The organism is Bradyrhizobium sp. IC3195, assembly GCF_020193585.1.
Lineage (GTDB): Bacteria > Pseudomonadota > Alphaproteobacteria > Rhizobiales > Xanthobacteraceae > Bradyrhizobium > Bradyrhizobium yuanmingense.
On sequence record NZ_JADYVG010000021.1, the window covers coordinates 81055 to 105607 of the forward strand.

General features: G+C 65.3%; 22 protein-coding genes. 7 read left to right on the forward strand and 15 right to left on the reverse strand.

Annotated features, from left to right (window positions below; translation table 11 throughout):
• Positions 1-41: 41 nt before the first annotated feature.
• Positions 42-785 carry a ParA family protein gene (locus I6F09_RS29690; RefSeq protein ID WP_036009049.1) on the reverse strand — a complete coding sequence of 248 codons (744 nt, stop codon included), beginning with the start codon at positions 783-785 and terminating at the stop codon, positions 42-44.
• Between the two features lie 273 nt (positions 786-1058).
• A complete protein-coding gene (locus I6F09_RS29695; protein ID WP_225189666.1) occupies positions 1059-2417 on the reverse strand; it encodes a serine protease in 1359 nt (452 codons plus the stop codon).
• A gap of 106 nt (positions 2418-2523) precedes the next feature.
• Between I6F09_RS29695 and moeB the strand changes: the two genes are divergently transcribed.
• Positions 2524-3327: a molybdopterin-synthase adenylyltransferase MoeB gene (moeB, locus tag I6F09_RS29700; RefSeq protein ID WP_225189667.1), complete on the forward strand. Its 804-nt coding sequence runs from the start codon at positions 2524-2526 to the stop codon at positions 3325-3327.
• Positions 3328-3336: 9 nt separating this feature from the next.
• Here moeB and I6F09_RS29705 read toward each other — a convergent pair whose 3' ends face one another.
• Positions 3337-4344, reverse strand: a complete 1008-nt coding sequence (locus tag I6F09_RS29705; RefSeq protein WP_225189668.1) for an aldo/keto reductase — start codon at positions 4342-4344, stop codon at positions 3337-3339.
• A gap of 112 nt (positions 4345-4456) precedes the next feature.
• Here I6F09_RS29705 and I6F09_RS29710 point away from each other — a divergent pair, with 112 nt between their 5' ends.
• Entirely contained in the window at positions 4457-5368 is a 912-nt protein-coding gene (locus tag I6F09_RS29710; protein ID WP_036040912.1) for a LysR family transcriptional regulator, read from the forward strand.
• Between the two features lie 3 nt (positions 5369-5371).
• On the opposite strand, the gene I6F09_RS29715 is transcribed toward I6F09_RS29710, so the two are convergent.
• Positions 5372-6373: a D-glycerate dehydrogenase gene (locus I6F09_RS29715; protein ID WP_036009043.1), complete on the reverse strand. Its 1002-nt coding sequence runs from the start codon at positions 6371-6373 to the stop codon at positions 5372-5374.
• 322 nt (positions 6374-6695) lie between these two features.
• Between I6F09_RS29715 and I6F09_RS29720 the strand changes: the two genes are divergently transcribed.
• Positions 6696-7226, forward strand: a complete 531-nt coding sequence (locus I6F09_RS29720; RefSeq protein ID WP_036009040.1) for an SH3 domain-containing protein — start codon at positions 6696-6698, stop codon at positions 7224-7226.
• Between the two features lie 182 nt (positions 7227-7408).
• Here the strand turns inward: I6F09_RS29720 and irrA are convergent, their stop codons facing one another.
• Complete coding sequence (gene irrA / locus I6F09_RS29725; protein ID WP_036009037.1) at positions 7409-7897, reverse strand: iron response transcriptional regulator IrrA; 489 nt, start codon at positions 7895-7897, stop codon at positions 7409-7411.
• Between the two features lie 348 nt (positions 7898-8245).
• On the opposite strand from irrA, the gene fabA reads away from it, so the two are divergent.
• The 3 genes from fabA (at position 8246) to fabI (ending at position 10967) form a co-directional block, all read left to right on the forward strand.
• Positions 8246-8767 (forward strand): bifunctional 3-hydroxydecanoyl-ACP dehydratase/trans-2-decenoyl-ACP isomerase, encoded by a 522-nt coding sequence (fabA, locus tag I6F09_RS29730; RefSeq protein ID WP_036009034.1) that lies wholly within the window; start codon positions 8246-8248, stop codon positions 8765-8767.
• 39 nt (positions 8768-8806) lie between these two features.
• Positions 8807-10030, forward strand: coding sequence for a beta-ketoacyl-ACP synthase I (gene fabB, locus I6F09_RS29735; protein WP_036024480.1), 1224 nt, complete (start codon positions 8807-8809; stop codon positions 10028-10030).
• A gap of 136 nt (positions 10031-10166) precedes the next feature.
• On the forward strand, positions 10167-10967 hold the full coding sequence (gene fabI / locus I6F09_RS29740) for an enoyl-ACP reductase FabI (RefSeq protein ID WP_036024482.1): 801 nt from the start codon (positions 10167-10169) through the stop codon (positions 10965-10967).
• A 130-nt stretch (positions 10968-11097) separates the two neighbouring features.
• Here fabI and I6F09_RS29745 read toward each other — a convergent pair whose 3' ends face one another.
• The 3 genes from I6F09_RS29745 to I6F09_RS29755 all read right to left on the reverse strand — a co-directional run bounded on the left by I6F09_RS29745 (position 11098) and on the right by I6F09_RS29755 (position 13244).
• Positions 11098-11694, reverse strand: coding sequence for a glutathione S-transferase family protein (locus I6F09_RS29745; protein ID WP_036024484.1), 597 nt, complete (start codon positions 11692-11694; stop codon positions 11098-11100).
• A gap of 166 nt (positions 11695-11860) precedes the next feature.
• Complete coding sequence (locus I6F09_RS29750) at positions 11861-12310, reverse strand: GNAT family N-acetyltransferase (protein WP_225135256.1); 450 nt, start codon at positions 12308-12310, stop codon at positions 11861-11863.
• Positions 12311-12317: 7 nt separating this feature from the next.
• The gene (locus tag I6F09_RS29755; protein ID WP_172788574.1) at positions 12318-13244 is read right to left on the reverse strand and encodes a hydrogen peroxide-inducible genes activator; all 927 of its coding nucleotides are present in this window, start codon (positions 13242-13244) and stop codon (positions 12318-12320) included.
• 114 nt (positions 13245-13358) lie between these two features.
• Here I6F09_RS29755 and katG point away from each other — a divergent pair, with 114 nt between their 5' ends.
• A complete protein-coding gene (gene katG, locus I6F09_RS29760) occupies positions 13359-15524 on the forward strand; it encodes a catalase/peroxidase HPI (protein WP_225189669.1) in 2166 nt (721 codons plus the stop codon).
• A 93-nt stretch (positions 15525-15617) separates the two neighbouring features.
• Here katG and I6F09_RS29765 read toward each other — a convergent pair whose 3' ends face one another.
• From I6F09_RS29765 to I6F09_RS29795, 7 genes are all read right to left on the reverse strand, one after another.
• On the reverse strand, positions 15618-16349 hold the full coding sequence (locus tag I6F09_RS29765; protein ID WP_276573879.1) for a superoxide dismutase: 732 nt from the start codon (positions 16347-16349) through the stop codon (positions 15618-15620).
• 203 nt (positions 16350-16552) lie between these two features.
• On the reverse strand, positions 16553-18715 hold the full coding sequence (gene pnp / locus I6F09_RS29770) for a polyribonucleotide nucleotidyltransferase (RefSeq protein ID WP_036009004.1): 2163 nt from the start codon (positions 18713-18715) through the stop codon (positions 16553-16555).
• A 378-nt stretch (positions 18716-19093) separates the two neighbouring features.
• Complete coding sequence (gene rpsO, locus I6F09_RS29775) at positions 19094-19363, reverse strand: 30S ribosomal protein S15 (RefSeq protein ID WP_008540131.1); 270 nt, start codon at positions 19361-19363, stop codon at positions 19094-19096.
• Between the two features lie 2 nt (positions 19364-19365).
• Positions 19366-20484 carry a tRNA pseudouridine(55) synthase TruB gene (truB, locus tag I6F09_RS29780; RefSeq protein WP_225189670.1) on the reverse strand — a complete coding sequence of 373 codons (1119 nt, stop codon included), beginning with the start codon at positions 20482-20484 and terminating at the stop codon, positions 19366-19368.
• Entirely contained in the window at positions 20481-20912 is a 432-nt protein-coding gene (gene rbfA, locus I6F09_RS29785; RefSeq protein ID WP_036008998.1) for a 30S ribosome-binding factor RbfA, read from the reverse strand. The genes truB and rbfA overlap by 4 nt, the downstream gene beginning before the upstream one ends.
• A 156-nt stretch (positions 20913-21068) precedes the next feature.
• Positions 21069-23777, reverse strand: coding sequence for a translation initiation factor IF-2 (infB, locus tag I6F09_RS29790; protein WP_225144089.1), 2709 nt, complete (start codon positions 23775-23777; stop codon positions 21069-21071).
• Between the two features lie 70 nt (positions 23778-23847).
• Entirely contained in the window at positions 23848-24531 is a 684-nt protein-coding gene (locus tag I6F09_RS29795; RefSeq protein WP_225183830.1) for an RNA-binding protein, read from the reverse strand.
• Positions 24532-24553 lie beyond the last annotated feature (22 nt).

The window sequence follows — 24553 nt, forward strand, 5'->3', positions numbered from 1 at the left end:
GATGGCGAAGAGCCCGACTGTCGTCCGAGCGATCGCCCCGCTCAGGACGCCAGTGCCGTGGTCTCGTCCGCCGCCTGTTCCGCAGCGATCTGCAGCATGCCGTGCGCAGCCGAGATGACCTGGTCGATCAGGACATTGGTGGTGGCTTCGAGCTCGAGCCGGGTCTCGATCCAGCGCCAGAGGCCGCGGATCTCGTCCGCCGATTTGCCGTTCGGCGCGAATTCACTCACGGCAAGGCCGCTCGCAAGCGCGTCCTGGTGATCGTTGCGCATCACGATCAGCGGACGCGCGAGCACCTCGGCAAGATCGAGCGCGGCTTCCTCGGCGAGCGCGGTCGCGGCGTTGTCGATGCGCTGTCCGCGGATCGGCGTCTGGTTGAGCACGAAGCTGTAAGGCCGCTTCCAGGCGCGGGCGACGCTGAGCGTCGAGACGGTCGCCTCGATGTCGGCGACGCTGGGACGGGCCGGGATCAGGCAGAGGTCGGAATGGCGGATCGCGGCGGTGGTGGCGGCGCTGAGGCCGGCGGCGGTGTCGACGATCGCGAGCTGGAGGCCGCTGTCGGCGAGCATCTTGAGACGCGGCGCGATATCGGCGGCGTGATAGATCGGCTCGACGACGAGATCGTCGGTAGAGCGGCGGCGCTGCCAGTTGGAGAGGGTGCCCTGCGGGTCGGTCTCGATCAGGCGGACGGTGAAGCCGGCCTGCTTGGCGGCCAAGGCGAGGCCGATGGCGAGCGTGCTCTTGCCGCTGCCGCCCTTTTGGGTGGCCAGTACGATCGTGTGCATTGAAGGTCAATCCTTTGGAGTGCTGGGTCAGGGATACGCCACGCGAACGTGCATCGCTTCTGGATGCTGAGCGCTTCTCGCTCAGGACGTGCCGGCCCGATCCAAAGGGGATCGCGGAGGTCCGAATCAACGGCAACGATGATGGCGGAATCGCGAATGCCAGCGAATCCGTACCATTACCGGCTCCGTAATCGTACGTAAGGTGGCCCGCACCGCCGTGCCCCGGCTCTGCGCGGCAGCGCAAGCGCTGCAACGCGTCCAGGGGCACGAGACCTACTTGCGCACGCAGATCACGCGCACGACGGCGGCTTTGGCGTCGGTCGACGTGCCATTCGGGCTGACGCCCTTCGCCTTGAGAAACCCGCGCACCGCCTCGGCAGAGACCATCATCGCCTGTGATGCCGGCACCGACGTCGCGGGTCCCGCGACCACCGCCGGCTTCAGCAGCGCGATGCCGGCGAACTTGCCGTCGCCGTCGACGGCCGGGCTGCCGGAGAAGCCGACCGCTGGCGGCGGCGAGAGCGCGGAATTGCTGCTCATCGCCGGCGTCAACGCGGCCTTGAGGTTCGACACGGCGGCGGCGCCGCCCTGGCTTTGCGGATCGGCGATGCCGACGACATCGACATTGGTCTTCGCGGCCCCTCCGGCGAGGCTGAGCGGCCTCAGGTCGCGCGCGCCGTAGATGCGCAGCAGCGCGAGATCGTGCTCCTTGTCCTCGGCGAGACGGTCGGCGCTGCCATGGCCGGCGATCGTGATCGCGAGGCAGCCGTCGGTGACGAGGCGGTCGGTGACGATCGCGCCGTCCTCGCTGACGACGATGCCGGTGCCGTACTCAACGGTCTTGCGCGGCGGCGGCCCGGCCAGCGGTCCCGACGGAAACGCGTTGAACGCGCTCGACATCGCGATCACGACCGGCTCGACCGTATTCTCTGTCGCCTGGTCGTAGAGGATCGTCATGGTGCGGACCTCGTCACCCTTGAAGGTGCCGCGGACGTAGAACTTCTTCTGGCCCTGCAAGCCCGACAGCACGAAGAAATCCGGCTTCACCACGGTGTAATCGACCTTGCGGCCGGACGGCTCCTTCTCGAGATCGGCGAGCTTGGCCGAGGTCGGGCTCACTTCCTTGCGGCGGCTGAGAACCACCTGCACCGTCCCTGTCGGCGAGGTCCATTTCGAGCCGTTGGCGTCGCTTGCCTGCTGCGGCACCAGCTTGCCGGGAATGCCGAGCCGGGCGCCGCTGGTCGGCTCCGTCACGATCTTCCAGCCGACGCTCTCCTGCTTCTTGCGTGCCGCCTCAGTGAGCGCGGTGCGCTCCTGCGGATTGAGCACACCGGTCGGCTTGCCGCCCTTGGCCTTCTGGTACTCCTTGATGGCGTTGACCATGCGCTCGCTGACGTCGCCGGTGATGGCGCCGTTATATTGTCCGACCCAGGCGAGGTCGGACTGCAGGGCCAGCCGCTCGGCTTTGGCCATGGCATCGGCCGTCGCGGACGGCGTCTGCATCGCAGGGGGCTTGACCGGAACGGTCTGGACCGTCTTCGGGGTGGCGCCTGGCACTTGGGGCGTCGTCATCTGGGCGTGCGCGCCCGTGGCAGCCGCCAACATCAGTGTTGCCGCAAGCATCGATCTCATGACAAATCCAACCAGCCCGTTGAACGCCAGAACATTGAAAAGCGTGCGATTGAAGCACATCTCGTTGGTCGCGAACAATGATGGGGCGGTTCAGGAGTAAGAGAAGGTGCTGAGCCCGGACGAACTCGAACGCTATGCCCGCCACATCGTGTTGCGCGACGTCGGCGGCCCCGGCCAGGCGGCGCTGAAGCGGGCCTCGGTGCTGGTGATCGGCGCCGGCGGGCTCGGCGCGCCCGCGCTGATGTATCTGGCCGCCGCCGGCGTTGGCACGCTCGGCGTGGTCGACGACGACGTGGTGTCGCTGTCCAACCTGCAGCGCCAGGTGATCCATACGACGCCCGACATCGGCCGGCACAAGGTCGAGAGTGCCGCCGAGCGGATCGCGGCGCTCAACCCACATGTCCGCTTCATCGGTCACGCCACCTGGCTCAACGCGGATAACGCGCTCGGCCTGATCGGCGATTACGACCTGGTGCTCGACGGCTCCGACAATTTCTCGACGCGCTATCTCGTTTCCGATGCCTGCTTCTTCGCCAAGCGGCCGCTGATATCAGCGGCGCTCGGCACCTTCGACGGCTCGCTGACCACCATCCGCGCGCATGAGACGAACGAGCAGGGCGAGTTCAATCCGACCTACCGCTGCCTGTTTCCGGAAGCGCCGCCGCCCGGCACGGTGCCGGCCTGTGCAGAGGCCGGCGTCATGGGCGCGCTCGCGGGCGTGCTCGGCTCGATGATGGCGCTGGAGGCCATCCGCGAGATCGTCGGCTTCGGCGACGGCCTCGTCGGCCGCCTCCTGATGATCGATGCGCGCGCGATGCGCTTCGAGACGCTGCGCTATTCACGCGATCCCGCCAATCCGCTCAACGGCGACGGGCCCGTGTTCGAGGATCTCAGCGTCCATCGCAGCTGATCGCCGCGGTTACGCCGTCGCCGGCTTCTCGCTGTCGAGATGCGCCATATGCTCGGCCGGGTAGCGCGTGCCGGCCGCGATATTGGGTGGAAACGCCTTGGCCAGCGCCGCGACATGCACCGGCGTCAGCGTCACCTTCGTTGCGCCAAGCGCTTCCCTGAGGCGGTTGCGGGTGCGGGCGCCAACCAGCGGCACGATCGCGTTGTCCTGTGCAGCGACCCAGGCGATCGCAACCTGTGCCGGCGTTGCGCCGATCTCGTTCGCGATTGCGCGCAGCTGCTCCACCAGCGCGAGATTGGTATCGAGGTTCGCACCCTGGAAGCGCGGCGTCATCAGCCGGTAGTCACGGCCGGCCCTGCCTGAGTCCTTCGACCAGTGACCGCTGATCAGGCCGCGCGCGAGCACGCCGTAAGCGGTGATGCCAATGCCGAGCTCGCGGCAGGTCTTCAGGATATCGCGTTCGATGCCGCGCTCGATCAGCGAATATTCGATCTGGAGATCGGCGATCGGATGCACCGCATGCGCGCGGCGGATGGTGTCGGAGCCGACCTCGGACAGGCCGATATGCCTGACATAACCGGCCTTCACGAGATCGGCGAGACCGCCGATGGTCTCCTCGATCGGCACATTGGGATCGAGACGCGCGGGACGGTAGATGTCGACATAGTCGGTGCCGAGGCGCTGCAGCGAATAGGCGAGGAAGTTCTTTGTCGCCGCCGGCCTCGTGTCCATTCCCGCGAATTCACCGGCGGGGCCGCGCAGCGCGCCGTACTTGACGCTGAGCTGCACCTTTTCGCGCGACACCTCCTTCAGGGCTTCCCGCAACAGCATCTCGTTGTGCCCCATGGCGTAGAAATCGCCGGTGTCGAGCAGGGTGATGCCGCCGTCGAGCGCCGCGTGCACCGTGGCGATGGCCTCGCCGCGATCGGCGGCGCCGTAGACCTCCGACATGCCCATGCAGCCGAGGCCGAATGTGGAGACGGTCGGGCCGGTTGAACCGAGTTTGCGCTGTTCCATGATGATCATCCTCGAAAAGGCGGCTGCGCCGCGTCACGAGGCCAGATATGAGCCAGAGCGATTGCGCCGATAAGCTGGACAATCCAGAACGCCTTGTTCACATTGACGAACAATGGCCGAGCCCGATTTGCGCGATCTCGATGTCTTCGTGGCGGTTGCCCGCACCCGCAATTTCCGGCGGGCGGCGGTCGAAATTCGCGTGTCCGTATCGAGCCTTAGCCAACGGTTGCGGGACCTGGAGGAACGTCTCGGCGTGCGCCTGATGAACCGCACGACCCGCAGCGTCGCGCTGACCGAGGCGGGCGAGCTGCTGTTGTCGCGCGTCGCACCGGCGCTACGCGATGTCGGCGATGCCCTGGAGCAGGTCCGGGGCCTGCGCGGGGTCGCCTCGGGCCGCCTGCGCATCAATGCGCCGCCGCCCGCGGTCGATCTGGTGCTGGCGCCGTTGGCCGGGCCGTTCCTGAGCGCCCATCCGCAGGTCGATCTCGACATCGTCAGCGAAAGCGGCTTCGTCGACATCGTGAGCGGGGGCTATGACGCCGGCGTGCGCTATGGCGAGCATCTCGCGCAGGACATGGTGGCGATCCCGCTGAGCGGCCCACAGAGCTACGTCGTGGTCGCTTCGCCCGGTTACATCGCGCGGCGCGGCAGACCGAAGCATCCAAAGGACCTGCTCGACCATGATTGCATCCGCGCACGCTATTCGAGCGGCGTCATGCACGATCTGGAATTCGAGAGAGCCGGGCAGGTGGTGAAGGTCGATCCGCCGGCGAAGCTGATCTCGACCAATATGAATCTTGCGATGCGCGCCGCGCTCGACGGCGTCGGCATCTGGGCCACGCTCGACGGCTATGTTGGCGATGCCGTGAAGTCGGGCGATCTGATCAGCCTGATGGAAGAATGGTGCGAGCCGTTTCCAGGCCCGTTCCTGTATTATCCGAGCCGGCGCCAGACGCCGCCAGCGCTGCGCGCGTTCATCGATTTCGTTGCGGATTGGCGCAAGCGCGAAGGGCGCGGGAAGTAAACCTCAAAGCATGCTCGGGAGCACGCGGTCCGGCGGCTTGTGGGCATCGAGGAAGGTGCGGATGTTGATGATCACCTTCTCGCCCATCTCGACGCGGCCTTCGATCGTGGCCGAGCCCATATGCGGCAGCAGCGTCACCTTGCCGGCCCTGGCGAGCCGCACCAGCTTCGGATTGACCGCGGGCTCGTGCTCGTAGACGTCGAGGCCGGCGCCGCCGATCTCGCCGCCTTCGATCAGCTTGATCAGCGTGTCCTCGTCGGTGACCTCGCCGCGCGCGGTGTTGACGATATAGGCGTCTTTTCGGATCAGCTTCAGCCGCCGCGCCGAGAGCAGGTGATAGGTCGCCGGCGTGTGCGGACAGTTCACCGAGATGATGTCCATCCGCGCCAGCATCTGGTCGAGGCTTTCCCAATAGGTCGCCCCCAGCTCCTCGGCGATCACGGGGGCGACGGGACGGCGGTTGTGATAATGGATCTGCAGGCCGAAGGCGCGGGCGCGGCGTGCCACCGCCTGGCCGATGCGGCCCATGCCGATGATGCCGAGGCGTTTGCCCCCGATGCGGTGGCCGAGCATCCAGGTCGGCGACCAGCCGGCCCAGGGCTTGCCTTCGGTCAGGATCGAGGCGCCTTCGATCATTCGCCTGGGCACCGCGAGGATCAGCGCCATGGTCATGTCGGCGGTGTCTTCGGTCAGCACCTTCGGCGTGTTGGTGACGGTGATGCCGCGGGCATGGGCGGCTGCGACGTCGATATTGTCGACGCCATTGCCGAAATTGGCGATCAGGCGGAGCTTGCAGTCGGGCTGGTTCACGACCTCGGCGCTGATGTGATCGGTCACGGTCGGAACCAGCACGTCGGCGGTGCGGGCGGCTTCCGCGATCTGCTCGGGCGACATCGGCGTGTCGTCGAGATTGATCCGCGCGTCGAACAGCTCGCGCATCCGCGTCTCGATCGAATCCGGCAGCTTGCGCGTCACCACGACGAGGGGCTTTTTCTTCACCGACATGTCCTGCTCTCATGAGACATCGCAGGCCGCCTCTGTCGCCAAAGGCCGGTCGTTGAGGCCTCATTAACCCGGTTGTTCGACACTGCCCTTGCCGTGTCCGTCCCCGGCGTTTCCTCCAAGCTCACCCGACATTTCCGGCCGGAAAATCGGGGCCAATTGGTTGCTCAAGTGCCCGTTCTCTCTAGCAGAAGGCCGGGCCAAGACAAGAACCACGGCTCAAGGCTTGGAACCCGCGTGGGGCGGGGAGAAGGGGCAGGCGCGGCAGGGTTTTGGAATTTGGGGTGAGGGCCCGGTGTGCCGGGTCTTCGAAGGAGACGGGTTGATGGCGTTGGGGCGTTTTTGTTGGGTGATGGCGCTCGTTTGCACTTGGTTGAGCGCCTCGGTCGGGCCCTCGCATGCGGCGAAGGACAATACCCCGCAGACCACCAGCGGCTTGCCGGTGCCGCGCTATGTCAGCCTCAAATCGGATCACGTGAACGTCCGCGCCGGCCCGACCAAGGACAATGACGTCGCCTGGGTCTACACCCGTGCCGGTCTGCCGGTCGAAATTACCGCCGAGTTCGAGAACTGGCGCCGGGTGCGCGATTCCGAAGGCGCCGAGGGCTGGGTCTATCATTCGCTGCTGTCGGGCCGCCGCACCGCGGTCGTCACCATGAAGCACAAGGACGATCTGGCTCCGATCTATGACCGGCCCGATCCCGACAGCGCGGTTGCGGCCAAGCTCCAGGCCGGCGTCGTCACCCAGGTCAAGAAATGCGCCGCAGGCTGGTGCCGCGTCATCGGTAATGGATTCGACGGCTGGATCCAGCAGGAGCGCCTCTGGGGCGTCTATTCGGACGAGCAGGTCAACTGACGCCGTCGGGCGGCGGAGCAATCTGCCGCCCCAACGTCATGCCCGGGCTTGTCCCGGGCATCCACGCTCTTCTGACTAGTCCCAAAACGTGCATGGCCGGGACATAGGCGAGCGCAAGCGACGCCGTCCCTTTGGACGGCTATGCCCGGCCATGACGACCAAATCAGTGATGCAGGATTAGCTCAGCGCTTCTTGCGCAGGCGCACGACCATGTCGATGCGGGAGATCTCGTAGCCCTCGGGCACCTCCGGCATCTTGGACAGCGCCAGATGCGGATCCTCGATGTCGACCAGCTCGTGGCTGTTCTCGAGATAATAGTGGTGGTGGGTGGTGACGTTGGTGTCGAAATAGGTCTTCGTGCCGTCGACGCTGACCTGGCGCAGCAGGCCGGCATCGGTGAGCTGGTTCAGCGTGTTGTAGACGGTCGCCAGCGACACCGGGACCTTGGCGAGGGTGGCTTCCTCGTAGAGCATTTCAGCCGTGAGGTGGCGTGCGCCCTTGCCGAACAGCAGCCAGCCCAGCGCCATGCGCTGGCGCGTCGGCCGCAACCCCGCGGACTGCAGCATTTCGTTGACGTCGTGCCAGGGACACCCGGTCAGGGCCGGCTGGCGGCCGGACAGGAGGGCCGCGGCATGGTCGTCGTCGTGTTGGGACGCGGTATTCTCGTTCATTTCCAAGATTTCGGGCACGCGTGAACAATATCTCCCTGTAACATAAGAAGAGAAAGATGCAGATGCAAGTTTCTCGCAACTAGAGACGTTCTAATTAGGCTCGGAACCGGTTGGGGGAGCCCGTCATTTTACCTTCATCTCTGCGCTTTGCTACCCGAAATGGCCTGTGTTAGAGAGCGCGCGGTTCCGCTTAGCCGATTTTGGCGCAGCCGGGCATGGAGGCCCGGTTGGCAATCCATGCGAAGCTTGCGCAAGTCGCGGCCGGCGGTGGCGATTGGCGGTCCGATCGAGACGGGCCCATTTTCGCCAGGAACGCCGCTCAATCGGGATTTGAACAGAGGCTCGTGAATGCTGAACAGGCGCAACGGTTACGACTATGAAGATCTGCTGGCCTGTGCCCGCGGCGAGATGTTCGGCCCAGGCAACGCCCAGCTGCCGCTGCCGCCGATGCTGATGTTCGACCGCATCACCGACATCAACGACAATGGCGGTGAGTTCGGCAAGGGTCTGGTGCGCGCCGAGCTCGACGTGAAGCCCGACCTCTGGTTCTTCGGCTGCCATTTCAAGAACGATCCGGTCATGCCCGGCTGCCTCGGACTCGATGCGCTGTGGCAGATGGTCGGCTTCTACCTCGGCTGGAGCGGGGGGGAAGGCCGCGGCCGGGCGCTTGGCCTGAGCGAGCTGAAGTTCGGCGGCCAGGTGCTGACCGACGCCCGCAAGGTTGTGTACAACGTCGATATCAAGCGCGTGATGCGTTCGAAGCTCGTGCTCGGCATCGCCGACGGGTGGCTTTCGGTCGATGACCAGATTATCTATCGCGCCAAGGATCTGAAGGTCGGCCTGTTCAAGCAGGGCACGAGCCTGGGCTGAGCGCATCACTAAGAAGACAACGATTGAGGCGAGGCTGTCATGAGGCGGGTTGTGGTCACCGGGATGGGCATCGTCTCGTCGATCGGAAACAACACCCAGGAAGTGCTTGCGAGCCTTCACGAGGCGAAGTCGGGCATTTCGCGGGCTGAGAAATATGCCGAGCTCGGCTTCCGTTCGCAGGTGCAAGGCGAGCCGTCGCTCGATCCGTCGACGGTGGTCGACCGCCGCGCGATGCGCTTCCTCGGCCAGGGCGCGGCGTGGAATCACATCGCGATGGAGCAGGCGATCCAGGATTCCGGCCTGTCGCCCGACGAAGTCTCCAACATCCGCACCGGCATCATCATGGGCTCCGGCGGCCCCTCGGCGCGCACCATCGTCGAAGCCGCCGACATCACCCGCTCCAAGGGACCGAAGCGCGTCGGCCCGTTTGCGGTGCCGAAGGCGATGTCCTCCACGGCATCCGCGACGCTCGCGACCTGGTTCAAGATCAAGGGCGTGAACTATTCGATCTCCTCGGCCTGCGCGACTTCGAACCATTGCGTCGGCAATGCCTATGAGACCATCCAGATCGGCAAGCAGGACGTCATCTTCGCCGGCGGTTGCGAGGAGCTGGACTGGTCGCTGTCGGTGCTGTTCGACGCCATGGGCGCGATGTCCTCGAAGTACAACGACACGCCGGCCACGGCCTCGCGTCCCTACGATCTCAATCGCGACGGCTTCGTCATCGCCGGCGGCGCCGGCGTGTTGGTGCTGGAGGAGCTCGAGCATGCCAAGGCGCGCGGCGCGCGCATCTATGGCGAGGTGGTCGGCTATGGCGCGACGTCTGATGGCCACGACATGGTGGCGCCGTCGGGCGAAGGCGCCGAGCGCTGCATGCGCATGGCGATGTCGACGGTGAAAACCAAGGTCGACTACATCAACCCGCACGCGACCTCGACGCCGGCCGGCGATCCGCCGGAGATAGAGGCGATCCGCAAAGTATTCGGCGTCGGCGAGAAGTGCCCGCCGATCTCGGCGACCAAGGCGCTGACCGGCCATTCGCTCGGCGCCACCGGCGTGCAGGAAGCGATCTATTCGCTGCTGATGATGAACAACGGCTTCATCTGCGAGAGCGCGCACATCCAGGAGCTCGACCCCGTGTTCGCCGACATGCCGATCGTGCGCAAGCGCATCGACAACGCCAAGATCGGCACCGTGCTGTCGAACTCCTTCGGCTTCGGCGGCACCAACGCCACGCTGGTGTTCAGCCGGCTGGATGCGTGATCTCTGACTTTGTCATGCCCCGCGAAGGCGGGGCATCCAGTACGCCGCGGCTTCTCTATTTATCACGACGGTCTCTGGAATACTGGATCGCCCGCCTGCGCGGGCGATGACGTCGAAAATAGGAGCGATGGCGGCAATGGAAGGTTTGATGAAAGGCAAGCGCGGTCTGATCATGGGCATCGCCAATGATCATTCCATCGCCTGGGGCATGGCGCGGACGCTTCATGCCCATGGCGCCGAGCTTGCCTTCACCTTCCAGGGCGAGGCGCTCGGCAAGCGCGTCAAGCCGCTGGCGGAGCAGCTCGGCGTCGATCTGGTGCTGCCTTGCGACGTCGAGGACATCGCAAGCGTCGATGCCACCTTCGCGGTGCTCCGCGAAAAGTGGGGCAAGCTCGACTTCGTGATCCACGCGATCGGCTTTGCCGACAAGAACGAGCTGAAGGGCCGCTATGCCGACACCAGCCGCGAGAATTTCTCGCGCACCATGGTGATCTCCTGCTTCTCGTTCACGGAGGTCGCAAAGCGCGCCGCCGAGCTGATGACGGAGGGGGGCAGCATGATCACGCTGACCTTCGGCGCCTCAGAGCGCGCGATGCCGAACTACAACGTGATGGGCGTGGCCAAGGCGGCGCTGGAGGCCTCCGTGCGCTATCTCGCCGCCGATTTCGGACCGCGCGGCATCCGCGTCAACGCGATCTCCGCCGGCCCCATCCGCACGCTCGCCGGCTCCGGCATCGGCGAGGCGCGGGCGATGTTCGCCTTCATGCAGAAGCATTCGCCGCTGCGCCGCGGCGTCACGCTCGACGACCTCGGCGGCTCGGCGCTATATCTGTTGTCGGATCTCTCCGGCGGGGTGACCGGCGAAGTCCATTATGTGGATTCCGGCTACAACGTCATCCTGATGCCGCGGCCGGATGATCTGAAGTCATCGGAATAGCTTCGTAGCCTGGATGGAGCGCAGCGAAATCCGGGACAGGCTCATCCGCGGATGCGATTGCCCCGGATTGCGCTGCGCTCCATCCGGGCTACTGCAGCTACTTCGCTTTGCCTACCCTACGAGAGCTTGCTTAACCCGCCGCGATCTTCTCCGCGCGCTGGAAGGCCGGCCGCGCCGTGCAGCGCGCGAGATAGGCGTCGAACGCCGGGCGCGACGGCACCATCTTGAACAGGCGCACCGCGAAATTCAGGCCGGAGCCGATGACGACGTCGGCTGCGGAAAATTCCTCGCCGAGAATCCACGGGCCCTTCTCGAGCGCGGCCTCCAGCACGTCGAACACCTGCGTCGCGCTGCCCCAGGCCGCGGTCGAGGTCGGGATCTCGATCTTGGTGAAGATCTGGATAATGGCGGGCTCGATGCAGCCCGGCGAGAAGAACAGCCATTGCAGGTAGCGCGCCCGGCGCGGATCGGTCACGGCTGGCGCGAGCCTGGTTTCGGGATAGCGGTCGGCGATGTAGGCGCAGATCGCGGCGGCTTCGGCGAGCGCGGCATCGCCGTCGGTCAGCGCCGGCACCTTGCCCATCGGATTGATCTTCAGATAGTCCGGCGCCTTCTGCGCGCCGGTCGAGATGTCGGTCAGCACGCGCTCATAGGGCAGGCCGCTCTCCTCCATCAGCCAGAGCGTCGTGAACGAGCGCGAGCGGGGCGACCAATAAAGCTTGATCATGGCGGGAACCTTCCATCGGCGAGAAGCGAACAGCGCGATTCATGACGCGTTTGTAGCGCATTCGCAACGCACTACGTCTGGGCAAGGAGCCGGCTGCGCGAACGACATGTTGGTCAACGCGGCAGGTTGACAGCGGGGCTCCCAAGCAAGCTGCGTACGGCGCCTACTATCGCTTCCACCGATAACACTTCATCACGAACCCGTTCGACGGCTCGATCTCTTCCCTCTCGAGCACAAAGCCTTCGCGCTCGTACCAGCGCCAGGCCTTTTCGTTCTCGCGGACGCAGCGCAGATACATCTCGTCGGGCATTTGCGTGCGCGTGAAGGCGAGCAGCTTCCGGCCGAGCGATCGGCCCTGATAGGCGGGCGCGACGAACAGCATGTCGAGATAGAGCTTCGGCAAATGCAGCGCCAGCATCGCGGCGATCGTGCCGCGATCGTCGGCGACGAACAGGCTCCAGCCGTTCTCGATCTCGCGCCGGATGCGCGCCCGCAGGTTCGCCAGCAGGAAGTCGCTGGCTTCGGCGAGCCCGGTCGAGACCCAGCTCTCCATCCAGACGCGCCCGATCTCGTCGTACTCGGCCGCGCGGGCGGGGCGGATGACCGGATGCGACATCCGCCGGTCAAGCCTTCTGGCTGCGCAGGGATTGCCGCGCGCGCACCTTGCCGGCCGACAGGCACACCACCTCGGAAATCTGCAGCAGCTGCCGCGCCAGCGGGCTGGTCTTGCGCCAGACCATGCCGATGGTGCGCGACGGCTCGGGGTCGCGGAAGCGCGCCAGCGAGACCGAGGCGGAGCGCGTCTCCACCGGCACCGCCATCTCCGGGATCAGGGTGACGCCGATGCCGGCGCTGACCATCTGCACCAGCGTCGACAGGGAGTTCGCATCCAGCATCTCGCGCGGCGGCGCCGATTGCATGTTGCAGAACGACAGCGCTTGGTCGCGGAAGCAGTGCCCCTCCTCGAGCAGCAGAAGCCGCATCTCGCGCATCATCTCGCGTGACGGCACCGGTGTGCCTTCATCGGCGCCCGGCCGCACCAGCAGGAATTTCTCCTCGAACAGCGCGACCTCGGTGAGCGATGGCTCCGACACCGGCAGCGCCACGATGGCGGTGTCGAGCCGTCCCTCCACCAGTTCCTGGATCAGCCGCGGCGTCATGGTCTCGCGCACGCGGATGTCGAGCTCCGGATGCATGCGCGTGAGATTCTTGGTGATCTTGGGCAGCAAATAGGGCGCGATGGTCGGGATCATGCCGATGCGCAGACGGCCGGCGAAGCGGTCTTGCGAAGCGCGCGCAAAATCGCCGAGCTCGTCGACCGAGCGCAGGATGTCGCGGACCCGTTGCGCCAGCTCCTCGCCGAACCGGGTCAGCGCGACCTGCCGGGCGCTGCGCTCCAGCAGCAGGCCGCCCAGCGCCTCCTCCAGCTCCTTGATCTGCATCGACAGGGCCGGCTGCGAGATCGAGCAGGACTCGGCCGCGCGGCCGAAATGTCCGTGACGGGCCAGCGCGTCGAAATACCGGAGCTGGCGCAGCGTCAGATTGATCATCAGAAAATCCTATCGCAGCGATCATTAAAGTCAACTTCCCCTGATAGGAGGCGGCGCTTAGAGTGGTTCTACCTGGTCAAGGGCGCGAGTTCGACGCCGCCAGAGGAGGTATTCATGGACGACACTTCGAAGTGCCCGTTTTCGGGCGGAAAACCCACGCGCACAAACCGCGATTGGTGGCCGACGCAGCTCAACATCGAGGTGCTGCACAAGAATTCGGACAAGTCCGATCCGATGGACAAGGACTTCGATTACGCCAAGGAGTTCAAGTCGCTCGACCTGAACGCGGTCATCAAGGACCTGACCGCCCTGATGACGGATTCGCAGGAATGGTGGCCGGCCGACTTCGGTCACTACGGCGGCCTGATGATCCGCATGGCCTGGCACAGCGCGGGCACCTACCGCATCACCGACGGCCGCGGTGGCGCCGGCGCCGGTCAGCAGCGTTTCGCCCCGCTCAACTCCTGGCCTGACAACGCCAATCTCGACAAAGCCCGCCGTCTGCTGTGGCCGATCAAGCAGAAATATGGCCGCAAGATTTCCTGGGCCGATCTGATGGTGCTCGCCGGCAACGTCGCGCTGGAATCGATGGGCTTCAAGACCTTCGGTTTTGCGGGCGGCCGCGCCGACGTCTGGGAGCCGGAAGAGCTCTATTGGGGCCCGGAAGGCACCTGGCTCGGCGATGAGCGCTACAGCGGCGAACGCCAGCTCGCCGAGCCGCTCGGCGCGGTGCAGATGGGCCTCATCTACGTCAATCCGGAAGGTCCGAACGGCAAGCCGGATCCGGTCGCCGCGGCCAAGGACATCCGCGAGACCTTCTTCCGCATGGCGATGAACGACGAGGAAACCGTCGCGCTGATCGCCGGCGGCCACACTTTCGGCAAGACCCATGGCGCGGGCGATCCGTCGCTGGTCGGCCCGGAGCCGGAAGCCGGCGCGCTGGAAGATCAGGGCCTTGGCTGGAAGAGCAAGCACGCTTCGGGCCTTGCGGGTGATTCCATCACCAGCGGCCTCGAGGTGACCTGGACGACGACGCCGACGAAGTGGAGCAACAACTTCTTCGAGAACCTGTTCAAGTACGAATGGGAGCTGACCAAGAGCCCGGGCGGCGCGAACCAGTGGACGGCGAAGGGTGCCGACGCCGTCATTCCCGACGCCTTCGACAAGTCGAAGAAGCATCGGCCGACCATGCTGACCACCGACCTGTCGCTGCGCTTCGATCCCGCCTACGAGAAGATCTCGCGACGTTTCCTGGAGAACCCGGATCAGTTCGCGGACGCCTTTGCCCGCGCCTGGTTCAAGCTCACCCATCGCGACATGGGTCCGATCCAGCGCTATCTCGGCCCGCTGGTGCCGAAGGAGACGCTGATCTGGCAGGACCCGATTCCGGCCGTGAACCACGAGCTGGTCGGCGAGCAGGACATCGCGGCGCTCAAGTCGAAGATCCTGGCCTCGGGCCTGACGGTGCCGGAGTTGGTCTCGACGGCCTGGGCGTCGGCCTCGACGTTCCGCGGCTCGGACAAGCGCGGCGGCGCCAACGGCGCGCGCATCCGCCTTGCTCCGCAGAAGGACTGGGAGGTGAACGACCCGGCCCAGCTCGCCAAGGTGCTCGGCAAGCTCGAAGCGATCCAGAAGGACTTCAACGCCTCATCCGGCGCGAAGAAGGTCTCGCTCGCGGACCTGATCGTGCTCGGCGGCACCGCCGCGGTCGAGAAGGCTGCCAAGGACGCCGGCGTCGAGGTCAAGGTCGGCTTCACGCCGGGCCGCATGGACGCCTCGCAGGAGGAGACGGACACCGCCTCGTTCGCACCGCTGGAGCCGCGGGCCGATGGTTTCCGCAACTACATCGGCAAGCGGCATCAGTTCATGCAGCAGGAGGAAGCGCTGGTCGATCGTGCGCAGCTGCTCAGGCTCACTGGCCCCGAGATGACGGTGCTGGTCGGCGGCCTGCGTGTACTCGGTGCCAATTCGAACGGTTCGAAGCACGGCGTGCTCACCACCAAGGTGGGAACGCTGAGCAACGACTTCTTCGTCAACCTGCTCGACATGAGCGCGCAGTGGACGGCCGCTGCCGACGGCACCTACGAGGCACGCGATCGCAAGACCAATGCGGTGAAGTGGACCGGCACCCGCGTCGATCTCATCTTCGGCGCACACTCGCAGCTTCGCGCCTTCGCCGAGGTCTATGCCACCTCGGACTCCAAGGAGAAGTTCGTCAAGGACTTCGCCAAGGCCTGGACCAAGGTGATGAATCTCGACCGCTACGACCTCGCGGCATGAGGGTGACACCTCTCCCGCTTGCGAGAGAGAGGGCGCAGTAGTCACAAGAAAGGGCGGCCGAGAGGCCGCCCTTTTTATCGTTTCCGATTGTGCTCACACGTCGAGTGTGCCTGCCTTCGCGGCAGCGTAGCGCTCGCCCACGACCTTCCAATTCAACGTGTTCCACCATGCCTTGAGATAATCGGCGCGGCGGTTCTGGTAGTTCAAGTAATAGGCGTGCTCCCAGACGTCGTTGCCGAGCAGCGCCCGCTTGCCGTCCATCATCGGATTGTCCTGATTGGGCCTTGTCTCGATTGCGAGCTTGCCGTCCTTGCTGACGGTCACGAACACCCAGCCCGAGCCGAACACGCGCCCGCCGGCAGCGTTGAAGTCCGTTTGCAATTTCTCCATGCCACCGAGATCGCTGTCGATCGCAGCGAGCAGGGCACCTTCCGGCTTGCCGCCGTTCGGTCCCATGATCTGCCAGAACATCGTGTGGTTGGCGTGGCCGCCCATGTTGTTGCGGACGCCAGTGCGGATCGCGTCGGGAACGGCGCCGAGATTGCCGAGCACCTCGCCGACCGGCTTTCCCGCGATCTGCGGATTGTCCTTGGCGAAATTGTTCAGGTTGGTGACGAACGCCTGATGATGGCGGTCGTGGTGGATCTCCATCGTCTTGGCATCGATATGCGGTTCCAGCGCATTCGCACGATAGGCCAAAGGATCGAGCTTGAACGGCCCTGCGGACGCCGCGGCGGCTTGCGCAAACGCCATACGCGGGGCAGCGGCAGCCGCGACGAGGCCGGTTGCAGTGAACATGAGGCGGCGCCGGGATATGGACGTCATTTGGTTCTCCTGTCTTGGGACGATCCGCTGATGAAGCGTACGGCGGTACGATAGTTACGCAACACCAACCAGTCCGGGTTTCGAACGCGGTCACTCCGACGCTGCGGCGGAAGCGCGCATGGCCTGCGATGATGCAGGCGGCACGGCAAAGAAAAAGGGCGGCCTCTCGGCCGCCCTTCGCGTTTCCGGACTGTCGCGAGGCCTTACTCGCCGGCGGCTTCGCGCGGGGCCTTCTCGCCCTCGCCGCCCTTGTCCTTGCCTTCGAGGTCTTCGCCCGTGGTCTGGTCGACCACCTTCATCGACAGGCGGGTCTTGCCGCGGTCGTCGAAGCCGAGCAGCTTGACCTTGACCTTGTCGCCTTCCTTGACGACGTCCGAGGTCTTCTGCACGCGATTGGCCGCGAGCTGGCTGATGTGGACGAGACCATCCTTGGAACCGAAGAAGTTCACGAAGGCGCCGAACTCCATCACCTTGACGACAGTGCCGTCATAGATCTGGCCGACTTCCGGATCGGACGCGATCGACTTGATCCACTTGATCGCCGCCTTCATCGCCTCGCCGTCGCTGGAGGCGACCTTCACGGTGCCGTCATCCTCGATGTTGACCTTGGCGCCGGTCTTCTCGACGATCTCGCGGATCACCTTGCCGCCGGTACCGATCACTTCGCGGATCTTGTCGGTGGCGATCTTGAAGGTCTCGATGCGCGGCGCGTATTCGCCGAGCTCGGCGCGGGCCGCGGTGAGGGCCTTGGCCATCTCGCCGAGGATATGGATGCGGCCGTCCTTGGCCTGAGCCAGCGCGACCTTCATGATCTCTTCGGTGATGCCCTCGATCTTGATGTCCATCTGGAGCGAGGTGATGCCCGCTTCCGTGCCGGCGACCTTGAAGTCCATGTCGCCGAGATGGTCCTCGTCGCCGAGGATGTCCGAGAGAACCGCAAAGCGCTTGTCTTCGAGGATCAGGCCCATCGCGATGCCCGCGGTCGGCCGCTTCAGCGGCACGCCCGCATCCATTAGCGCCAGCGAGGCGCCGCAGACCGAAGCCATCGAGGACGAGCCGTTGGACTCGGTGATCTCCGAGACCACGCGCGTGGTATAGGGGAATTCATGGTGCGGCGGCAGCACCGGACGAATCGCGCGCCAGGCCAGCTTGCCGTGGCCGATCTCGCGGCGCTTGGTGCCGCCGAGGCGGCCGGTCTCGCCGACCGAATAGGGCGGGAAGTTGTAGTGCAGCAGGAACGTTTCCTTGTAGGTTCCGGACAGCGCGTCGATGTACTGCTCGTCCTCGCCGGTGCCGAGCGTGGTCACGACCATCGCCTGGGTCTCGCCGCGGGTGAACAGCGCCGAGCCGTGGGCGCGGGGCAGCACGCCGACTTCGGCGACGATGTTGCGCACCGTCTTGCTGTCGCGGCCGTCGATGCGCTTGCCGGTATCGAGGATATTCCAGCGAACGATCTTGGCCTCGAGCTCCTTGAACACGCCGGCGACACGGAGCTTGTCGTATTTCGGCTCCTGGCCCTCCGGGAAGTAGTGGGCCATCACCTTTTCCTTGACGACGCCGACGGCGGCATAACGCTGCTGCTTGATCGGAATCGCGTAGGCGGCGCGCAGCTCCTGCTCGACCAGGCCGAGCATCTCCTTCTCGAGCGCGGCGTTGTCGATGACGGTGACTTCGCGCGGCTCCTTGGCGGCCTTCTCGGCGAGCTCGATGATCGCGTTGATGACAGGCTGGAAGTGGCGGTGACCAAACATCACCGCGCCGAGCATGATGTCTTCGTTCAGTTCCTTGGCTTCCGATTCCACCATCAGCACGGCGTCGGCAGTGCCGGCGACGACGAGGTCGAGCTGGGTGTCGACCATCTCGTCGAGCGTCGGATTGAGGATGAACTCGTCATTGGCGAAGCCGACGCGGGCCGCGCCGATCGGGCCCTTGAACGGCACGCCGGACAGCGTCAGCGCCGCGGAGGCCGCGACCATCGCCACGACGTCGGGATCGTTCTCCATATCGTGCGACAGCACGGTGACGATCACCTGGGTCTCGTTGCGCCAGCCGTCGACGAACAGCGGGCGGATCGGTCGGTCGATCAGGCGGGAGACCAGCGTCTCCTTCTCGGTCGGACGGCCCTCGCGCTTGAAATAGCCACCGGGAATGCGGCCCGCAGCGTAGGCCTTTTCCTGGTAATCGACGGTCAGCGGCAGGAAGTCGACGCCTTCGCGCGGCGCCTTCGCCGCGACGACGGTGGCGAGCACCACGGTCTCGCCATAGGTGGCGACGACGGCGCCGTCGGCCTGGCGGGCGATCTTGCCGGTTTCGAGCTTGAGTGGGCGTCCGCCCCAGTCGATCTCGACTGAATGCTTATTGAACATAGAGGTCTTCTTTCATGGGTTCTCGAAAGAAGGGACGGCTCTCGAAAAACAAAAACCATGCGCAAGATTGCGGGACGCTGATCGGAGCGGATGATCAGCGTCCTGCGATCCTGCCATGGTTTTTGGATGTCGGATGGCGTCCATCCTTTCGGGTCATACGGGCGCCTTGCCCGTTGTGCCCAGCCGCCGGATTGCCGCTGGACTGTCAGTCGGCACGACTGCGAACACCGAACCGCGGTCTTCGCCGTTCATGCCCGGATGCCGGCCGCCAACGACCTGCATCCGACGTGCGCGCAACCTCGATCAAAAAGCTTAAAACAAGCGCTTTCGTTCGAAACCACGCGCGAAAACGCGCGCCGGTGGCGCGCGCAGGAACTCTTAACGACGAATATTGTGCTTCTCGAGCAGCGCCTTGTACCGCGCCTCGTCCTTCTTCTTGAGGTAGTCGAGGAGCGAGCGGCGGGTCGAGACCAGCTTCAAGAGGCCACGACGCGAATGGTTGTCCTTCACGTGGGTCTTGAAATGGTTGGTGAGGTTGTTGATGCGTTCCGACAGGATCGCGACCTGAACCTCGGGCGAGCCGGTGTCGCCGGCCTTGGTGGCATTCGTCTTGATGACTTCCGCTTTGCGTTCTGCGGCAATCGACATCGTCAATTTCTCTCGTTGCGACCGGGGCTGGCAGTCAGGCCGGTCAGGTTGAACACACGCTTGGGGATGATTTCGCCATTGCCAACTTCGGCAAGCGCCAAAAGACGGCCTGCCACCGTGACATAGACTGTGCCGCTACAAGTGGGCGCATCCCGTCCGCGCAACAAAACGGCCTGGCCCCGATGGAGCCTTGCCGCATCAGCCCGAGTGACGGCCAGTGCCGGGATGTCGTCCAGCGCGGTCTCAACGGGCAAAAGCGCGTCGGCGAGGCTGCCCTCGCCGGACGCGGCTCTATCGCACAAAGCCTCCAACTGATCCAGCGGAATCATGTCGTTTTCGCCAAATGGGCCGACCAGGGTCCGCCTCAGCGCGCAGATATGGCCGTAAGTGCCGAGAATCCGGCCCATATCGCGGGCGAGCGCCCGCACATAGGTGCCCTTGCCGCATTCGGCCTCGAACACGGCCCGGTCGTTATCTGGTTGATCGACAAGGGTTAAATGGTGAATCTCGACCGGGCGGGGCGCCAGTTCCACAACCTCGCCGTCGCGGGCGAGGTCATAGGCGCGCTCGCCCTGGACCTTGATCGCCGAATAGCGCGGCGGGATCTGCTCGATCACCCCGGTGAAGCGGGGCAGCAGGGCCAGGATGGCCTCCCGGCTCGGTCGCTGGTCCGAGGTCGCGGTCACCCGGCCCTCGATGTCGTCGGTATCGCGCTCCTGGCCCCAGCAGACCGTGAAGCGGTAGCGCTTGCGGCCGTCCATCACGAAGGGGACGGTCTTGGTGGCTTCCCCGAGCGCGATCGGCAAGCCCCCCGAGGCGAGCGGATCGAGCGTGCCGGCGTGTCCGGCGCGCTTGGCGTTGAACAGGCGCTTGAGCACGGCGACGGCCTGCGTCGAGGTCATGCCGATCGGCTTGTCGAGCACGACCCAGCCATGGACGTCGCGGCGGTCGCGGCGGACCTGGTTGCCCTTCTGCTGCTTGGCGCGCGGATCGTTGTTGACGCGGCGCGGCTCCTGATGCGGCTGCGAATTGCCGCCCATCTCCGCGAAATCGTTGGTCTGCGCGTCGCGCTGATCGGTGTCGTTGCCGCCGATCGTGCCGTGAGCGGGGTCCATGGTCATTGCTCTTCTTCCCGATCCGAATGCGGATCCTGTTCCAGGTCCTTCTGCACCGCAGGCGTTCGCAAAAGCTTCTCGATCCGTTCCGCTTCGTCGAATCGTTCGTCGACGCGGAAGCGAATGTCAGGTGCAAATTTCAGGTTAACGCGCCGCGCGACCTCGCCGCGCAAGAACTTCTTGTTGCGCTCGAGCGCAGCGATGACGATCTCGGTGTCGCGGCCACCGAGCGGCATCACGTAGACCGTTGCGAGCTTCAGGTCGGGCGACATCCGCACCTCCGGCACGGTGATGATGTGACCTTCGAGGTCGGCATCATGCACATTGCCTTGCGCCAGAATATCGGCCATCGCGTGGCGAACCTGCTCGCCGACGCGCAGCTGACGCTGCGAGCCGCCGGGCGCGGAACTCTTCTTCTGATGATGCCGTGGCATTTTTCGAAAATCACCTCGTCATGCCCGCATCTGGGACACGGGCATTGTCATTTGTCCTGTTGAAACGAAGAGGGGGTGGATGGCCGGAAACATCCGGCCATCGCACTCCCGCAATCTCAGTTCAAAAAGATCCGAACGCTTCGGTAAGATTTGGACTTACAGGGAGCGCTGGATCGTCTCCACGCGATAACACTCGATCACGTCACCGGCACGCATGTCGTGGTAGTTCTCGAAGGCCATGCCGCATTCCTGGCCGGACTGGACTTCCTTCACTTCGTCCTTGAAGCGCTTCAGCGTCGACAGCTTGCCTTCGTGCACGACGACGTTGTCGCGGATCAGGCGCACATTGGCGCCGCGTTCCACGGTGCCGTCGGTGACGCGGCAGCCGGCGACCTTGCCGACCTTGGAGATGTTGAAGATCTCCAGGATCTCGGCATTGCCCAGCATGGTTTCGCGCAAGGTCGGCGCGAGCAGACCGCTCATCGCCTTCTTCACGTCGTCCACGAGGTCGTAGATGATGTTGTAGTAGCGGATCTCGATGCCGTTGCGCTTGGCGGCCGCAGCGGCCTCCTTGTTGGCGCGAACCGAGAAGCCGATGATCGCGGCGTTGAAGCCTTCGGCCAGCGTCACGTCGGATTCCGAGATGCCGCCGACGCCGGCATGCAGGATGCGGGCGGCGACCTCGTCAGTGCCGAGCTTCTCCAGCGAGCCGAGGATGGCTTCCAGCGAGCCCTGCACGTCGGCCTTGACGATCAGCGGGAATTCCTTGCGGCCCGCCGTCTTCAATTGCGACATCATCTGCTCGAGCGAGCCGCGCATGCCGGAGATCGAGGCTGCCGCGTTCTCGCGCTTCTGGTGCGCGCGGTAGCTGGTGACCTGGCGGGCGCGGGCTTCGTTCTCGACCACCGCGAGACGATCGCCGGCCTCGGGCGGGCCGTTGAAGCCGAGCACCTCGACCGGCACCGAGGGGCCGGCCTCCTGCACGGTCTCGCCCTGATCGGAGATCAGCGCGCGGACGCGGCCCATTTCGGCACCGGCGACGATGATGTCGCCGACGCGAAGCGTGCCGCGCTGCACCAGCACGGTCGCGACCGGACCGCGGCCGCGATCGAGCTTGGCCTCGATCACGGTGCCTTCGGCCGGACGCTCCGAATTGGTCTTGAGGTCGAGGATTTCGGCCTGCAGCGCGATCATCTCGAGCAGCTTGTCGAGGTTGGTCTTGTTCTTGGCGGACACCTCGACGTCGACGACTTCGCCGCCGAAAGATTCCACCTGCACCTCGTGCTGGAGCAGCTCGGTGCGCACGCGCTCGGGCTTGGCATCGGGCTTGTCGATCTTGTTGATGGCAACGATGATCGGCACGCCGGCCGCCTTAGCGTGATTGATGGCTTCGACCGTCTGCGGCATCACGCCGTCATCGGCCGCGACCACCAGCACGACGATGTCGGTCACCTTGGCGCCGCGGGCACGCATCGCGGTGAACGCGGCGTGGCCGGGCGTATCGATGAAGGTGATCTTCTTGCCGGTTTCAGGCGATGTCACCTGATAGGCGCCGATGTGCTGGGTGATGCCGCCGGCTTCGCCGGAGACCACGTTGGCGTGACGGAGCGCGTCGAGCAGCGAGGTCTTGCCGTGGTCGACGTGACCCATGACGGTCACCACGGGCGAACGGGTTTCGGTGTCGGTCGAATCGTCGGTCGCGTCGAACAGACCTTCTTCAACGTCGGAGGCGGCAACGCGCTTGACGGTGTGGCCAAGCTCTTCGGCAATCAGCTGCGCGGTGTCGGCGTCGATCACGTCGGTGATCTTGTGCATCGCGCCCTGCTTCATCAGCATGCGGATGACGTCGACCGCGCGTTCGGACATGCGGTTGGCGAGTTCCTGGATGGTGATCGCTTCCGGAATGACCACTTCGCGGATGAGCTTTTCCTTGGGCTCGTTCGAAGCGTGGCCCTTAAGGCGCTGGGTGCGGCGGCGGAACGAGGCGATCGAGCGCTCGCGCACCTCATCGGCATTGAGCGCGGTGACGACGGTCAGGCGGCCGCGCTCCTTCTGCGGGCCGGGCTTGTGGGTGGGCTTGGGGGCTACCACGGGACGCGCGGCGCCGCCGGGACCGCGGCGGATCTGGCGCGGCGCCTCGTCGTCGTCAGCTTCGGCCGCAACGGCGGGGCCGCGGCCAGCCGGTCCACCCGGACGCTGCGCGGTCGTGGTTGCAGGGCGCGCCGTCGTGGTTCCCGGACGTGCTGTGGTGGTGGTCCCAGGTCGGGACGCAGGCGCACCGGGGCGCGGTGCGGAAGCGGCGGGTGTTGCGGTCGCGGGGCGCGCGGCGGATGTCGGCTGCTCACCCTCGCCGAAACGCTTCTTGGCCTCGGTCTCGGCCTTGCGCTTGGCTTCGTCCTCGTGACGGTGGCGCTCTTCCTCGGCCTTGCGGCGGGATTCGGCGGCTTCGCGCTCGGCGCGCTCGGCAGCCTCACGGGCGGCGCGGCGCTGGGCCTCTTCCTCGGCCTGGCGGCGTTCCTCGACCTCGCGCAGCTTGGCGTCGGCGAGCGCGCTGGCACGCGCCGAACGCTCGTCCTCGGTGAGGGTGCGAAGCACCACGCCGGAACCGGCGTTGCGCGGTGGGGGCGGAGCCGGACGCGGCGGCGCGGCGGGTGCGGCCGGTGCCGGCTTTGCCGTCACCTCGGGCGCGTGCGGCTCGGGTCCGTCGCCAATGCGGCGCTTGCCGCGCTTCTCGACCACGACCTGCTTGCTGCGGCCATGGCTGAAGCTCTGGCGCACGGTGCCCGTTTCGACGCGCGGCTTGAGCGATAGCGTCTTGCTCGGAACGCTCAGCTTCTTGTCGCCAGGGGTCTTGGTATCAACCATTCAGCAGTCCTAATCCTGATTTATCAGTGTTGTGCGTTGCCGCACCATCCAATCGGGTCGTCGTTGTCTCTCAGAAATCCTGGCCGGGTTTTTCGGCAGTCTTGTCGTCGTCCGCCATCCGGTATCGGACCAGGATCTGGCTACGTGACAGGAATGGCTTGCTCGCCGGGCCCGCGAGCAGGGCAGCATGTATCACATTTGACCGGGTCAGTGCCAAATCCAATTCTACCGATTTCAGAGCGGTGACGACGGGAATCTGCGCCTTAGCACCGCGATTCCCGGCATTCTGACGCGCCAGCATGTCCAATTTGCGGATTCCGTCCGCGGCCCCGTCGCTGGCATGGATCAGGACCTCGACCGTTCCTTCCCGCAGGGCGCTCTCGACCTTGCCGAAGCCGGCCACGACCTGACCCGCCTTGGCGGCGATCCCAAGGGCTTCGGTCACGCTCCGGACCAGGAGCGCCTCGATGTCGGTGGGAAGCGTCTGAGGGATGCGCAGCTCGCGCTTGAAGGCCTTGCTAAATTGGTGACGCCGCACCGCTTCCGCAACCGTCTTGCGGGAGGCGGTGAGCCACATCCCGCGTCCGGGCAGCTTGCGCTTGAGATCGGGAACTATTTGTCCGTCAGGCGATGCAACGAAGCGGATCAGCTCGTCGATCGGCCGGACCTCGCGGCTGACCGCGCACATGCGCATGGTCGCGGACCTTTCGGTCCGCGGCCCATGGTCAAGTTCGAGGTCGGAATCTGCAAGCATCCGGGCGACATTCTCCTTTGCC

Bases quoted from the DNA above. Each gene is read 5' to 3' on its own strand.
- I6F09_RS29690 (WP_036009049.1), bottom strand. From the start codon at position 785: ATGCACACGATCGTACTGGCCACCCAAAAGGGCGGCAGCGGCAAGAGC.
- I6F09_RS29695 (WP_225189666.1), bottom strand. From the start codon at position 2,417: ATGAGATCGATGCTTGCGGCAACACTGATGTTGGCGGCTGCCACGGGC.
- I6F09_RS29705 (WP_225189668.1), bottom strand. From the start codon at position 4,344: ATGGAACAGCGCAAACTCGGTTCAACCGGCCCGACCGTCTCCACATTC.
- I6F09_RS29710 (WP_036040912.1), top strand. From the start codon at position 4,457: ATGGCCGAGCCCGATTTGCGCGATCTCGATGTCTTCGTGGCGGTTGCC.
- I6F09_RS29715 (WP_036009043.1), bottom strand. From the start codon at position 6,373: ATGTCGGTGAAGAAAAAGCCCCTCGTCGTGGTGACGCGCAAGCTGCCG.
- I6F09_RS29720 (WP_036009040.1), top strand. From the start codon at position 6,696: ATGGCGTTGGGGCGTTTTTGTTGGGTGATGGCGCTCGTTTGCACTTGG.
- irrA (WP_036009037.1), bottom strand. From the start codon at position 7,897: ATGAACGAGAATACCGCGTCCCAACACGACGACGACCATGCCGCGGCC.
- fabA (WP_036009034.1), top strand. From the start codon at position 8,246: ATGCTGAACAGGCGCAACGGTTACGACTATGAAGATCTGCTGGCCTGT.
- fabB (WP_036024480.1), top strand. From the start codon at position 8,807: ATGAGGCGGGTTGTGGTCACCGGGATGGGCATCGTCTCGTCGATCGGA.
- fabI (WP_036024482.1), top strand. From the start codon at position 10,167: ATGGAAGGTTTGATGAAAGGCAAGCGCGGTCTGATCATGGGCATCGCC.
- I6F09_RS29745 (WP_036024484.1), bottom strand. From the start codon at position 11,694: ATGATCAAGCTTTATTGGTCGCCCCGCTCGCGCTCGTTCACGACGCTC.
- I6F09_RS29750 (WP_225135256.1), bottom strand. From the start codon at position 12,310: ATGTCGCATCCGGTCATCCGCCCCGCCCGCGCGGCCGAGTACGACGAG.
- I6F09_RS29755 (WP_172788574.1), bottom strand. From the start codon at position 13,244: ATGATCAATCTGACGCTGCGCCAGCTCCGGTATTTCGACGCGCTGGCC.
- katG (WP_225189669.1), top strand. From the start codon at position 13,359: ATGGACGACACTTCGAAGTGCCCGTTTTCGGGCGGAAAACCCACGCGC.
- I6F09_RS29765 (WP_276573879.1), bottom strand. From the start codon at position 16,349: ATGACGTCCATATCCCGGCGCCGCCTCATGTTCACTGCAACCGGCCTC.
- pnp (WP_036009004.1), bottom strand. From the start codon at position 18,715: ATGTTCAATAAGCATTCAGTCGAGATCGACTGGGGCGGACGCCCACTC.
- rpsO (WP_008540131.1), bottom strand. From the start codon at position 19,363: ATGTCGATTGCCGCAGAACGCAAAGCGGAAGTCATCAAGACGAATGCC.
- truB (WP_225189670.1), bottom strand. From the start codon at position 20,484: ATGACCATGGACCCCGCTCACGGCACGATCGGCGGCAACGACACCGAT.
- rbfA (WP_036008998.1), bottom strand. From the start codon at position 20,912: ATGCCACGGCATCATCAGAAGAAGAGTTCCGCGCCCGGCGGCTCGCAG.
- infB (WP_225144089.1), bottom strand. From the start codon at position 23,777: ATGGTTGATACCAAGACCCCTGGCGACAAGAAGCTGAGCGTTCCGAGC.
- I6F09_RS29795 (WP_225183830.1), bottom strand. From the start codon at position 24,531: ATGCTTGCAGATTCCGACCTCGAACTTGACCATGGGCCGCGGACCGAA.